This is a genomic window from Kutzneria sp. NPDC052558 (assembly GCF_044547355.1).
Classification (GTDB): Bacteria; Actinomycetota; Actinomycetes; order Mycobacteriales; family Pseudonocardiaceae; genus Kutzneria.
In genome coordinates this window covers 70,419-82,724 of the sequence record NZ_JBIUAG010000005.1, presented here as the reverse complement: position 1 = coordinate 82,724, position 12,306 = coordinate 70,419, and the positions used below count along the sequence as shown (strand labels likewise).

The 12,306-nt window shown below is 70.5% G+C and carries 10 protein-coding genes and 1 riboswitch; of the genes, 3 read left to right on the top strand and 7 right to left on the bottom strand.

From position 1 onward, the window contains the following. Nucleotides 1–3: 3 nt before the first annotated feature. A complete protein-coding gene (locus ACIG5F_RS11315; protein WP_396517475.1) occupies nt 4–1,317 on the bottom strand; it encodes a bifunctional 3-(3-hydroxy-phenyl)propionate/3-hydroxycinnamic acid hydroxylase in 1,314 nt (437 codons plus the stop codon). 1 nt (nt 1,318) lies between these two features. Continuing rightward, a complete protein-coding gene (locus ACIG5F_RS11310) occupies nt 1,319–1,894 on the bottom strand; it encodes a TetR/AcrR family transcriptional regulator (protein ID WP_396517474.1) in 576 nt (191 codons plus the stop codon). A 65-nt stretch (nt 1,895–1,959) separates the two neighbouring features. Here ACIG5F_RS11310 and ACIG5F_RS11305 point away from each other — a divergent pair, with 65 nt between their 5' ends. Beyond that, nucleotides 1,960–2,976 carry an SDR family NAD(P)-dependent oxidoreductase gene (locus ACIG5F_RS11305; RefSeq protein WP_396517473.1) on the top strand — a complete coding sequence of 339 codons (1,017 nt, stop codon included), beginning with the start codon at nt 1,960–1,962 and terminating at the stop codon, nt 2,974–2,976. Here the strand turns inward: ACIG5F_RS11305 and ACIG5F_RS11300 are convergent. Both ACIG5F_RS11300 and ACIG5F_RS11295 read right to left on the bottom strand, forming a co-directional pair. Then, nucleotides 2,950–3,291 (bottom strand): TfoX/Sxy family protein, encoded by a 342-nt coding sequence (locus ACIG5F_RS11300; RefSeq protein WP_396517472.1) that lies wholly within the window; start codon nt 3,289–3,291, stop codon nt 2,950–2,952. The genes ACIG5F_RS11305 and ACIG5F_RS11300 overlap by 27 nt on opposite strands. Before the next feature lie 74 nt (nt 3,292–3,365). Next, the gene (locus ACIG5F_RS11295; RefSeq protein WP_396517471.1) at nt 3,366–5,099 is read right to left on the bottom strand and encodes a prolyl oligopeptidase family serine peptidase; all 1,734 of its coding nucleotides are present in this window, start codon (nt 5,097–5,099) and stop codon (nt 3,366–3,368) included. A 78-nt stretch (nt 5,100–5,177) separates the two neighbouring features. Between ACIG5F_RS11295 and ACIG5F_RS11290 the strand changes: the two genes are divergently transcribed. Together ACIG5F_RS11290 and ACIG5F_RS11285 are read left to right on the top strand one after the other, a co-directional pair. Beyond that, nucleotides 5,178–7,436, top strand: a complete 2,259-nt coding sequence (locus ACIG5F_RS11290; protein WP_396517470.1) for a M64 family metallopeptidase — start codon at nt 5,178–5,180, stop codon at nt 7,434–7,436. Nucleotides 7,437–7,470: 34 nt separating this feature from the next. Beyond that, nucleotides 7,471–7,764 carry an MGMT family protein gene (locus tag ACIG5F_RS11285; protein WP_396517469.1) on the top strand — a complete coding sequence of 98 codons (294 nt, stop codon included), beginning with the start codon at nt 7,471–7,473 and terminating at the stop codon, nt 7,762–7,764. 74 nt (nt 7,765–7,838) lie between these two features. On the opposite strand, the gene ACIG5F_RS11280 is transcribed toward ACIG5F_RS11285, so the two are convergent. From ACIG5F_RS11280 to ACIG5F_RS11270, 3 genes are all read right to left on the bottom strand, one after another. After that, on the bottom strand, nt 7,839–8,369 hold the full coding sequence (locus ACIG5F_RS11280) for a universal stress protein (protein WP_396517785.1): 531 nt from the start codon (nt 8,367–8,369) through the stop codon (nt 7,839–7,841). 132 nt (nt 8,370–8,501) lie between these two features. Continuing rightward, complete coding sequence (locus ACIG5F_RS11275; protein ID WP_396517468.1) at nt 8,502–9,530, bottom strand: ribonucleotide-diphosphate reductase subunit beta; 1,029 nt, start codon at nt 9,528–9,530, stop codon at nt 8,502–8,504. Further along, entirely contained in the window at nt 9,527–11,875 is a 2,349-nt protein-coding gene (locus ACIG5F_RS11270) for a ribonucleoside-diphosphate reductase subunit alpha (protein WP_396517467.1), read from the bottom strand. The genes ACIG5F_RS11275 and ACIG5F_RS11270 overlap by 4 nt, the downstream gene beginning before the upstream one ends. A gap of 117 nt (nt 11,876–11,992) precedes the next feature. Next, nucleotides 11,993–12,202, bottom strand: a riboswitch (cobalamin riboswitch). Between the last annotated feature and the right edge of the window lie 104 nt (nt 12,203–12,306).

Sequence of the window (12,306 nt, the reverse complement as noted above, 5' to 3'; positions counted from 1 at the left end):
ATGTCAACCCCCGGTTGTCATCGTCCGGAGCACGGTCCCGTCGGGGCGGACGACCGCGGCGCGGGCCCGGCCCCGGCGGAGCCAGTCGGCGAGCTCGGGGTTCGACTCGGCGGTGACGGTGGTGATCCGGTCGGGATTCCCGGCCGGACACAGCGTGCCGGCCAGACTCCGGCGCAATCGCGGCCGCAGCACGAGCTCGGACCGGCGCAGCGCCGGGGTCTCGCTGCTGAGGACTCGATTCCTCAAGCCCGGGAGCAGATGCAGGCGCGGCATCAGGACCTTGCGCAGCAGGTCGCCGATCTCGCCGCCCTCGGTCATGGCCACGCCGAGCAGCTTGGCCAGCCGGATCATCGTCCGAACATGGGGTTGCCGCTCGACCTGGTACGTGTCGAGGATCGAGGCCGGCAACTGTCCACTGTGTACCGAGGCGAGCTTCCACGCGAGATTCGCCGCGTCGCGCAGACCGGCCCCGAGGCCCTGGCCGATGAACGGCGGCGTCAGGTGGGCGGCGTCGCCGAGCAGGAAAACCCTGTTGTCACGCCACTTGTCGGCGACCTGGGCCCGGAAGGTGTACTCGGCGACCCGACGCAACCTGAGCTCCTCGACCGTGGTCCAGGCTGCGAGCAGCGGGCGGATCCGCGCCAGATCCTGGTAGTCGGCGGCGGACTCGTGGCGTTGGAGCCGGAACTCCCAGCGGTAGCGGGTTTCCCCGACCCGCATGAACGTGGCCGCGCGCCGGGTGTCGCAGACCTGGTGCACACCGTCCCACCGCCCCAGGTCCTCATCGGTGTCGATGTCCACGACCAGCCACCGCTGGGCGAAGCCGAGATCGCGCATGCTGGCCCCGATCGCGTCGCGCACGAAGCTGTTCGCGCCATCGCAGCCGAGGGCGTAGTCGAAGCGCTCGCCGTTCACGCGGACGTGATCACCGTGTTGGGTCAGCTCGGTGACCTCGACGCCGTCGGCCACGGTCACCTTACGACGCAGGATCCGCTCCAGGTCGGGCTGGTCGAACATGTTGGCCTCGGGCCAGCCGTGCCGGCCGGCGGCCGCGTCCCGGCGGAACTCGGCCAGCACCCGCAGATCGGCGTCGAGCAGCCGCAGACCGCGACCGGGCCGGGAGATCGCCGCGAACTCGTCGGCCAGGCCGATGCTGGCCAGGATCCGGCACACCTCGTCGTCCAGGTGCACGGCCCGGGGCTGTGGATGCGGCGCCGGGCGGCGGTCCACCACCACGCAGTCGAGGCCGTGCCGGGCCAGCAGCGCCGCGGCCGTCAGGCCCGTCGGCCCCGCCCCGACGACGATCACCGCCGCCACGTCAGAGGTCCGGCCAGCCGCGGGTGAGGTGCTCGAACGCGATCTCCAGCGCCGCCGGGGCGTCCGGCGCGGTGCCGGCGATGTCGGGGATCTCCAGCACGTACCGGGCCAACAGCCGTAGCGACAGGTCGCCGGCGTCGCGGCCGGTCTCCGCCGCGATCACCCCGGCCAGCGACTCCTCGTTGTCCGTCCAGGTCGACCGGGCGTAGGCGCGCAGGGCCGGCGTGGTCACCACCAGGTCGGTCACCCGGCGCGTGTACGGGTCCGGTTCGGCCTCGAACGGGCCCCGGGTGGCGAGAAAGTCCTTGAGCGCCTGGAGGATCGAGGTCCCTTGTGGACGGTCCAGGACCGCGGCGGCCAGCGCCCGGCCGCGCTCCGCGCCGTCGCCGAGGATCAGCGCCTCCTTGCCCGCCGGGAAGTGCGCGAACAGGGTCGACACCGCCGTGTCGGCGGCCTCGGCGATCTCCGCCACCGTGACCTTGTCGAAGCCGCGTTCCAGGAACAGCCCCAGCGCCGCCTCGGAGAGCGCTCTCCGAGTGGCGGCCTTCTTCCGCTCGCGGCGGCCCGGTGCGGTCATGCCGCCTACCGTACCCATGCTCGAAGCGATTGCAAACTCAGAACGACTCTGATTACGGTATGGCTATGACTTCCTGGGACGTGCACCGCCCGCCGCCGGCCGCCGGCCGGACCGTGCTGGTCACCGGCGGCAACGCCGGCATCGGCTACTTCGTCGCCGAACAGCTCGCGGCCGCCGGCGCGACCGTGATCCTCGGCTGCCGCTCCGCCGACCGGGCCGCCGACGCGATGACCGCCATCCGATCCCGGCATCCGCTGGCCAAGCTGAGCCACCTCCCCCTCGACCTGGCCGACCTACCCTCCCTCCCCGCCTCCGTCTCCCGCCTCGCCCCCCAACGTCATGAAGGGCCCCTTACTGACGCTGAACGAGAGGATCCGTCCCTTGATCTTGAGTCGGCCGAGAACCGATGTTGTGAAGGGGCCCTTCCTGACGCTGAACGAGAGGTTCGGTCCCTTGATCTTGGGGCGGCCGAGGCGCTCGCGCCCCGTGGGCTCGACGCCGTGGTGCTCAACGCCGGCATGGTGCTGGACGGCCCGGATCCGGAGGAGCGGACGTTCGCCGTCAACCACCTGGGGCACTTCGCCCTCACCGCCCTGCTCGCACCCCACCTGGCCCGTAACGCCCGAGTCGTTACCACCGGCAGCTTCGTCGCCAAGTCAGCCGACTTTCCCGAGCACGAGCACCACGGCAAGCGGGCCTACGCCCGGTCCAAGCTCGCGCAGATGCTGTTCGGCTTCGAACTGGCCCGGCGCGGCGGGTTCAGCGTCGTCAACCACCCCGGCGGCGCGCTCGACTCCCTCACCCCGTCCCGCCCGCCCGTGCACACCCGACCCGCCGGCTTCCGCCTACCTCTGTTGCAGGGCAAGGATTCCGGCGCATGGCCGGCCGTCCGCTGCGTGCTGGACCCCGCCGTGCGCAGCGGTCAGCTCTGGGGCCCGCGCCTGTTCGGGCTGCGGGGCCGCCCCCGGCTCGAACCCGTCCGCGGCATCCTCGCCGACACCGCCCTGGCCGCCCGGGTCTGGGACCTCAGCGTCGAGCTGACCGGCCTCGACCCCTCAGCGACCCTTCTTCGCCGGCAGTGACCGGGCGTACCCCACGCCGCGCCGCACCCATTCGGCCAGCGCCTCGTCCGTCTCCACCGCCGGGCCCGCCACCGTCAGCCAGCCGTCCCTCTCCCGCCCCGCCAACGCCGCCGGCGCCACCAGCTCGTCGTCGATCAGCGGCCTCGCCTCATCGGGATCCACCCGCACCAGCAGCCCACCCCGCCGGCTCGCCGCCACCGACATGTTGCCGTTGACCAGAAACGCCAATCCCCCGAACATCGCCTGCTCGACAACGCCCCGCTCGGCCGCCACCAGCTCGCGGATCCGATCGGCCAGCTCCCGGTCGTAGGCCATGCCGGCAGTATGCCGGCCGAACCGGGACGGCCGCGAGCGCACCGCCACACCGATGCGGGCGGGCGGAGGTGCGCCTACAGCCAGTGCTCGAACCAGGCCCGCATCCGCTGGAGCAGGTCGATCTGGTGGCCGCGCCCCTGGATCGAATGCCCCTCACCCGGATAGATCACGAATTCGTGCTCGGCGCCGTAGTGCCGCAGTGCGCGGTGGAAGTACTCGGACTGGGCGAGGGGCACGTTGGTGTCGTCGGCGCCGTGCAGGATGAGGACGGGGGTGCGGACGTTGGCGGCGTAGGAGATGGGGCTGAGTTCGTCGTGCCGGTGCGGGCCAACGCCCTCCCAGCCGGTGCTGCCGCCCAGCGAGGCCTCGAAGACGCCCCATTCGCCGCTGCCGACGAGCCCGCCCCAGTCGGTGACGCCGGCCCCCATGACGGCAGCGGCGAAACGGTCGGTGTGCCCGATGGCCCACGCGGTCATGAACCCGCCGTGGCTCCACCCGCAGATGCCGAGCCGGGCGGGATCGGCGACGCCGTCGGCGATGAGGAGGTCGATGCCGGTGAGGATGTCGGTCCACTCCTCCTGCCCGACGGCGCCGCTGACGGAGGTGGCGAAGTCGTGCCCACGGCCCAGGCTGCCCCGGGGATTGGGCAGGAAGACGGCGTGGCCGGCGAGGGCGAACCACTGCCCGGACGGGGCCCAGTTGAGCGCGAACTGGTCGGCATAGCGGTCGTAAGGCCCACCGTGCACGATGGTGACCAGCGGAAACGGCCCCTCCCCCGACGGCGGCAGGATGAGCAGGCCGTCCAGCTCCACGCCGTCCGAGGCCTGGTAGGACAGCCGGCTCTGGGTGCCCCACTCGACGTCCCGGCTCCAGGGTCGGAGGTCGGTGACCCGCACCCCGTCGAAATGAACGTTCGGCTGATCATCAGCCGTGCTGACGATCAGCGCCATCGATCGTCCGCCGAAGCTGACGGCCCGGGCCAGGCCGACGTGCTGGGACACCTCCGCCCCGGACAATCGCCGCACCACGGTGTCCAGCCCCTCGGCCACCACGACCAGCGGATCCCCGTCGCCCATCGGCACGAGCTCGACCGGGCAGGCCGGCATCCCCTCGGTGAGGTTGCCGTCGACCATGTCGTACACGGCAACGCCGGACTGGAGACTCGGCGGGGTCAGTGCGAGGTAGGCGACCCGCCAGTCCCCCACCCGCCGCCACACCGGCGAATGCGCGCCGACCACCGCCGGTCCCAGGTCACGCACCTCCCCCGACAACGAGACGACATGCAACTGCGGCGAGAGCAACCCGGGATCGATCTCGTGGCTGGACCAGGTCAGCACGGCCAGCGGCCCGCCGCCCGGCTGCTGCGTGATCTCGGCGACGTGCCGATCCCCGTACAGGACACGGATTCCCGACGAGTCCAGCAGCCGGAGCCGAGATGGCCGGGGAACACCCCGCACCTCGATCTCCGGCGCCGGCGAGTCGGCCGCGATGAAGAGCACGGCGTCGGCCACCGGCAGGTGACCGTCGATGCCGGCCGGCCACGTGACCAGCGTGGAGTCCGTGCCGGACAAGGTGATCCGGTGCAACGAGACACCGTCGACCAGGTAGCACAGCGACTGCGAGTCGGGCTCCCACCGAGGATCGCTGCCCACGGCCAGCCGGCGGGGCGGCGTGTCGACCCCGGCCACCCACACCTCTGTGTCCCGCCGCGCGATCTGCCGTCGTGTGTAGGCGACCCAGCGGCCGTCCGGCGACACCGCCGTGCTCGTCGGGGTCCAGGCGTCCGCGATCATCTCGGCAGTCAGCACGATCGAGCACTGTATCGGGAGAACAAGGCGACCATCGGCCCCTTGTGGCGGCACAACCGGGTTCCTAGCGTCGGCCGGGTGTTGAGACGAATCCTCATCGCCGGCGTGGCGTCGGCCCTGGCCCTCCTGCCGTTACCCGTGACCGCCCAGGCGGACACCCCGACCGGGACCGTGGTGCCGATCCGGATCACCGGCGACCCGGCGCAGCGCTTCAACCTGGTCATCCTCGGCGACGGCTACACCACCGCGGACATACCCAAGTTCCGCGCGGACGTGGACAAGCACATGAACGTGCTGTTCACCTTCGAGCCGTTCAAGTCCTACCGCAACTACATCAACGTCTACTCGGTGGAGATCCCGTCGCCGGAGTCCGGGGTGAGCTGCGACCCGGACATCACCTCGCCCAAGCGGAACACCCCGCTGCACATGGAGTTCTGGTCGGGCTGCGACCCGCAGGGCGTGCAGCGCGGCCTCTACATGGACGAGGACGCGGCCACGGCCTACGCCAACCTGGTGCCCGGCACGACCCCGGCCAACCGGCAGATTCTGGGCGTCGCCAACAGCACCACGTACGGCGGCATCGGCGGCACCTACGCCACCGCCTCCGGCGGCAACGCGATGTCCTCCCTGATCACCCCGCACGAGCTGGGGCACTCGCTGGGCGGGCTCCAGGACGAGTACGACTACTACGCCCGGGGCGTGCGCGGCGACGCGTACACCGGCCCCGAGCCGGACTCGGTGCACCACACGCTGCTGACCGAGCAGCAGATGGTCCAGCAGCAGAAGAAGTGGTGGCGCTGGCTGGGCGAGCCGAGCGAGGCCGGCGGCACGATCGGCCGCTACGAGTCGGGCATCTACAGCAGCAGCGGCGTGTGGCGGCCCAGCGCGCACTCCATCATGAAGACCCTGGGCTACTACTACGACCAGGTCGGCCGCGAGGACATGGTCAAGTCGATCTCGGCCAAGACCAGCATCGTGCAGGACGCCACGCCCACCGCGAAGCCGATCGGCGCGGACCGGGTGGTGTTCGCGGAACCCATGCACCCCAACAGCCACCAGCTCACGATCGCCTGGAGCCTGGACGGCAGGCCGCTGTCGGCCACCGGCCAGCAGCTGGACCTGCGGTCGCTGAACCTCAAGGCGGGCAAGCACAAGCTCACCGCGACCGTCACCGACCCGACCGACTTCGTGCGGGATCCGGTGATCAAGCAGGCGCTGACCGGCACGCGCACCTGGACCGTGGACACGACGGTCAAGACGCCGCCGTCGACCACGGCGGTGGACTTCGCCGACACCACGGAGACCGACCGTCCGATCAACGCGGACGAGGTCGTGTTCGCCGACACCACGCACCCCGCCAACCAGGTCGTGCCGGTGAAGTGGGCACTGGACGGCAAGGCGCTGGCCACCACGGCCAACGACGTGGACCTCAAGCCCCTCAAGCTGACCGGGGCGCACACGCTGACCGCCACGGTCGGCGGCAAGTCCCGCAGCTGGACGGTGGACGCCACGGATCCGTCCACCTCGTACCAGCTGTCGTCAGCGCTGCTGACGGTCAAGAAGGCGGACGGCACCGCCGAGTACGTCTACAATGGACCGTTCGACATGCTGCTGACCGCCGCCGACGACAAGACCGGCTCGCTGGTCAGCGAGTTCCGCACCGACGGCGACGGCTGGTTCAACTACTTCGGCTGGCCCACCGACTCGGCCAAACCGTGGCACTTCACGCCCAGCGGCACCGAGATCGACCATCTGGTCTACGGCAAGCTGGGCAGGCCACGACTGTCCCCTTGGGACGATCCGACGCCCAGCTACGGCCAGCACACCATCGAGTACCGCACCACGGACGCGGCCGGCAACACCGGGGCGGCCAAGAGCTTCCAGGTGAACCTGCTGCCGGCCCCGCCGGCCTGCACCACCACGATCACCGGCCGGCACAACGGATCGCTGGCCGTCACCGACGGCGTCACCTGCCTTGACCACGCCGACGTCACCGGCGCGATCGTGGTGTCGCCGGGGGCCTCGCTGGTGGCCACGAGCTCGACGATCACCGGCGGGGTCAGCGCATCCGGCGCGAACGCGGTGGAACTGCTCGACACCACCGTGCACGGGGCGGCCAGCATCGCCGGTGTCACGCAGGACGTGACGATCGTCGGCGGCCGCGTGGACGGCGCGCTTGTGTTGTCCGGCAACCACACCGGCGCGCGGCAGCCGGTGGTGGCCGGCGTCGCGGTCATCGGCGCGTTGAGCTGCACCGCGAACACGCCCGCGCCGAGCGACATCGCCGCCCCGAACACCGTGCGCGGCGGCGCGATCGGGCAGTGCTCGGGCCTGTGAGCCCAGCCTCGTCCATGCGGGCATAATCGCCCGCATGGACGAGGCGCTGCACGAGCGGATGCGGGAAGCGATCAAGGACGTGCCGCCCGGCCGGGTGTCGACCTACGGCGACATCGCGGCCATGGTCGGCGCGCCCAGCCCGCGCATGGTGGGGGCGCTGCTGTCCGAGGACGGCCACGACCTGCCGTGGCACCGGATCCTGCGGGCCAACGGCACGCCGTCCCCGCACATCGCCCACGAGCAGCTGGCCCGGCTGCGGGCCGAGGGCGTGCTGGCCGACGGCCAGCGCGTCAACCTGCGGAAATACCGCTGGCAGCCGGAAGACTGAGTCGGCCCCCGCGAGCGCGGCCAACCGGGATCCGGCCGTGTTCCCGGATCCCGATCGGTTCGGCCCCGGACCGACTACCCGTTGTTGCCGACGAGATCGTTCACGACCCGCTTGCGGCGCAACAACCGCGGCAGCATGCCGTGATCCATCTGCTGACTCAGCGGTGACGGCGGCACCACCAGCATCGCGCACCGCGCGTGGGCCGCGCAGTACCTCGGCACCGAGGGGATGAAGGCCCGGCGCCACACGCTGCGCCGGCCCGCGCCGATCACCATCAGGTCGTTCTCGTTGTTCGCGACACACACCAACGCCTTGCCCGCGTCGGCGCGCACCGCCACCTGCCGCACGTCCACGTCCTCGGGAATGCCGCCAAGCGCCTCGTCCCACGCTCTGGCCAGCCGCTCCCAGGCTCCTTGCTCCCACAACTGCTTGAGCTGCACGTCGAACGTCCGCCGGTAGGCGGCCTCGCCGCCCGGCGCGCTCCACGCGATGACCGCGACGAGCGGCACCGAGCGCATCCGCGCCTCGGTCACCGCCCGCCGCAAAGCCTGCAAGCTGCCGACCGAGCCGTCGACACCGACGACGACCCGTCCAACACCATCCATCACCGGAACATGGTAGTTCTCGGCGCAAGTGCACACCGTCACCCGAACGCGTTCTTGATGACTCCTGTGCTCAGCGGCACAGCGCTTGTGCCGCGCGGGGCTCGGCCCCCGGGTAGCCGATGCCCTCTCCTTTCAGAAATCTTCGTCGAAGCTGACCGTTCCCGTAACAGCGACCTGGTACGCGGAGACCCGGCGCTCGAAGAAGTTGGACAGCTCCTGCACGTCCTGCAACTCCATGAACCCGAAGGGGTTCTTGGCGTTGAACTCCGGGGCCAGGCCCAGCGCGGCCAGCCGACGGTCGGCCACGTGCTCAAGATAGGCGCGCATGTCCGCCAACGACATGCCGGCAACCCCTTGTCCCAGCAGGTCTTCGGCGAACTTGGTCTCCGCGTCCACCGCCTCGCGCAGCATCTGCCGGACCTGGTCGTGCAGCGCGTCGTCGAACAGCTCCGGCTCCTCGCGGCGAACCGTGTCCACCACGTCGAAGGCGAACGCCATGTGCATGGACTCGTCGCGGAACACCCAGTTGGTGCCCGAGGCCAGCCCGTTGAGCAGGCCGCGCGAGCGCAGGAAGTACACGTAGGCGAAGGCGCCGTAGAAGAACAGGCCCTCGATGCAGGCGGCGAAGCAGATCAGGTTGAGCAGGAAGGCCTTGCGGTCCTCCTTGCTGTGCAAGCGGTTCAGGTGCTCGATGGAGTCGATCCACTTGTAGCAGAACTCGGCCTTGTCCCGGATGGACGGGATGTTGTCCACCGCCGCGAACGCCTCGGCCCGCTCGTTCTCGTCGGGCAGGTAGGTGTCCAGCAGCGTCAGGTAGAACTGGACGTGCACGGCCTCCTCGAACAGCTGGCGCGACAGGTAGAGCCGGGCCTCGGGCGCGTTGACGTGCTCGTACAGGTTGAGCACCAGGTTGTTGGCGACGATGGTGTCGCCGGTGGCGAAGAAGGCGACCAGCCGGTTGATCAGGTGCTGCTCGGCCGGCGTCAGCTTCTTCAGGTCGGCGAGGTCGGAGTGCAGGTCGACCTCCTCCACCGTCCACGTGTTCTTGATGGCGTCGCGGAAACGCTCGTAGAACAGGGGATAGCGCATCGGCCGCAGGGTCAGGTCCATGCCCGGGTCGAGCAGGGACTGCTTGCGCGCGGTGTTGTCGAGGGTGGTCACTGGCAGGCCTCACACGATTCGGGGTTCTCGAGGGAGCAGGCGATCACATCGGCCGGGGCCGCGGGCACCGTCGCCTGCTGGATGCGCGTCGCCGGACGGGACCGCAGGTAGTAGGTGGTCTTCAGCCCGGACTGCCAGGCGTAGCGGTACATCGAGGACAGCTTGCCGATCGTCGGCGAGGCCAGGAACAGGTTCAGCGACTGGCTCTGGTCGATGTACGGGCCGCGGGCGGCGGCCAGCTCGATCAGCGACTTCTGCGGAAGTTCCCACGCCGTGCGGAACAGCGAGCGGCTGGCCTCGGGCAGGCCGGCCAGGCCCTGCGCCGAGCCGTCGTCCCGCTTGAGCTGGTCGCGGGTCTGCGCGGTCCACAGGCCGTGCTGCTTGAGCTCCGCGACGAGATAGGTGTTGACCTGCAAGAACTCCCCGGACAGGGTCTCCCGCTTGAACACGTTGGACACCTGCGGCTCGATGCACTCGTAGCAGCCGGCGATCGAGGCGATCGTCGCCGTCGGCGCGACGGCGATCAGCAGCGAGTTGCGCAGGCCGCTCTCGGCGACCCGCTCGCGCAGCGCGGCCCAGCGCTCGGTCTGCGTCGGCGTCACGCCCCACAGGTCGGGCTGGAGATCGCCCTGGGCCGCCCGGGTCTGGTTGTAGGCCGGGTGCGCGCCGGCCGACGCGGCCAGGTCGGCCGAGGTCTCCAGGGCCGTGAGGTAGATCTCCTCGGCGATGCGGGTGGACAGCTGCTTGGCCGCGGCCGAGTCGAAGTCCAGGCGGTGCTTGAAGAACACGTCCTGCAAGCCCATCACGCCCAGGCCAACCGGCCGCCAGCGCGGGTTGGACCGGCCGGCCGGCGCGGTCGGGTAGTAGTTGATGTCGATCACGCGGTCCAGGAACGTGACCGCGGTGCGCACGGTCTCGCGCAGCTTGTCCCAGTCCATGGAATCGCCGAGCACGTGCGCGCCCAGGTTGACCGAGCCGAGGTTGCACACCGCGGTCTCGGTGTCGCTGGTGACCTCCAGGATCTCCGTGCAGAGATTGGACAGGTGCACCACGTTGCCCGGTTCGGCGGTCTGGTTGCAGGTGCGGTTGGCGGTGTCCTTGAAGGTCATCCAGCCGTTGCCGGTCTGGGCCAGCGTGCGCATCATCTTGGCGTACAGGTCGCGGGCCTTGACCGTGCGCACGGCCCGGCCGGCCTGCTCGGCCGCGCGGTAGGCGCGGTCGAACTCCTCGCCCCACAGGTCCGGCAGCTCCGGCGTCTCGTCCGGGTCGAACAGCGACCAGTCGGCGTCGGCCTCGACCCGGCGCATGAACTCGTCCGGGATCCAGTTGGCGATGTTCAGGTTGTGCGTGCGCCGCGCGTCCTCGCCGGTGTTGTCGCGCAGCTCGAGGAACTCCTCGATGTCCGGGTGCCACGTCTCCAGGTAGACGCAGGCCGCGCCCTTGCGCCGGCCGCCCTGGTTGACCGCCGCCACCGACGCGTCCAGCGTGCGCAGCCACGGCACGATGCCGTTGGAGTGGCCGTTGGTGCCGCGGATCAACGCGCCCCGGGAGCGAACCCGGGACCACTGCACGCCGATGCCGCCCGCGAACTTGGACAGCTGCGCCACCTGCGCGTACCGCTCGTAGATCGACTCGAGTTCGTCGCGCGGCGAGTCGAGCAGGTAGCACGAGGACATCTGGGTGTGCCGGGTGCCCGAGTTGAACAGCGTCGGCGAGCTCGGCAGGTACGCCAGCGAGGACATCAGGCGGTAGAAGCGGATCGCCTCGCCCGCGGTGTGCGACAGGCCGCAGGCCACGCGCAGCAGCCAGTACTGCGGGCGCTCCACCACCGTGCGCTTGTCGGGGTGGCGCAACAGGTAGCGGTCGTACACCGTGCGCAGGCCGAAGTACTCGAACCGCCGGTCGGCGTCCGCGTCGATCGCGTCGTCCAGCTTGCGGGCGTGGGTGGCCACGAACTTGGCCGTCTCGTCGCCGATCAGGCCCTCGCGGTGGCCCAGCGCGATGCTCTGGCTGAAGGAGTGGACGCCCTGGAGGCGGACCTCCTTGTCGATGTACGCCGCCAGCAGCTGGGCCGCCAGCTTGGAGTACTCGGGCTCCTCCGACACCAGCTCGGCCGCCGTCTGGATGGACAGCCGGTCCAGCTCCTCGGTGGTCGCGCCGTCGTACAGGCCGTTGATCGTCTTGGTGGCCACCCGCAGCGGGTCCACCTCGGCCAGCCCGACCGCGCAGCGCCCGACCGCCTTGACGATCTTGTTCACGTCGACGGCCTCGAACTCGCCGCTTCGTTTCCTGACCCGCATCGTCGGGTGGGGATCGGTGTCTACCCGCACCACTGTCTGCGTCACAGCCTGAGCTCCTCGCACGCTGTCGGCCTTTGCGGGCGGCGCGCGAGGACCCACCGGCAGGCGCCGGCCGGCGATCCCCCACGCCCTCCCTCGGGGCCTGGACACGAGCCCGTTCACGGTGCGAACGGGCGAGCGGGCAGGTCTTCGGACTCACGGGCATGCCGGCAGGCACCTACTGGCCGTCGCTTCCCAGGCCACCGCGGCCCAGTGCTTCGTTACGGCGGTCGTTCCCGTTCACCGCTGCGGGGCAGTCCCGGATTCGCACCGGGTTCCCTCTTACGACGACCGCCCTGGCGGGACGGCCGAACCAGCTCGGTGAGCACAATACATGGGCGGCGATCAGTCGCAAGCACCCACATGTTGTGCCGGCGTGTCCCACCGACTGCACGATCGGGCACCGTGAGCGACGATGTCGCGACTCTGCGTGGCTA

Bases quoted from the DNA above. Each gene is read 5' to 3' on its own strand.
- ACIG5F_RS11310 (WP_396517474.1), bottom strand. From the start codon at position 1,894: ATGACCGCACCGGGCCGCCGCGAGCGGAAGAAGGCCGCCACTCGGAGA.
- ACIG5F_RS11300 (WP_396517472.1), bottom strand. From the start codon at position 3,291: ATGGCCTACGACCGGGAGCTGGCCGATCGGATCCGCGAGCTGGTGGCG.
- ACIG5F_RS11285 (WP_396517469.1), top strand. From the start codon at position 7,471: ATGGACGAGGCGCTGCACGAGCGGATGCGGGAAGCGATCAAGGACGTG.
- ACIG5F_RS11305 (WP_396517473.1), top strand. From the start codon at position 1,960: ATGACTTCCTGGGACGTGCACCGCCCGCCGCCGGCCGCCGGCCGGACC.
- ACIG5F_RS11280 (WP_396517785.1), bottom strand. From the start codon at position 8,369: ATGGATGGTGTTGGACGGGTCGTCGTCGGTGTCGACGGCTCGGTCGGC.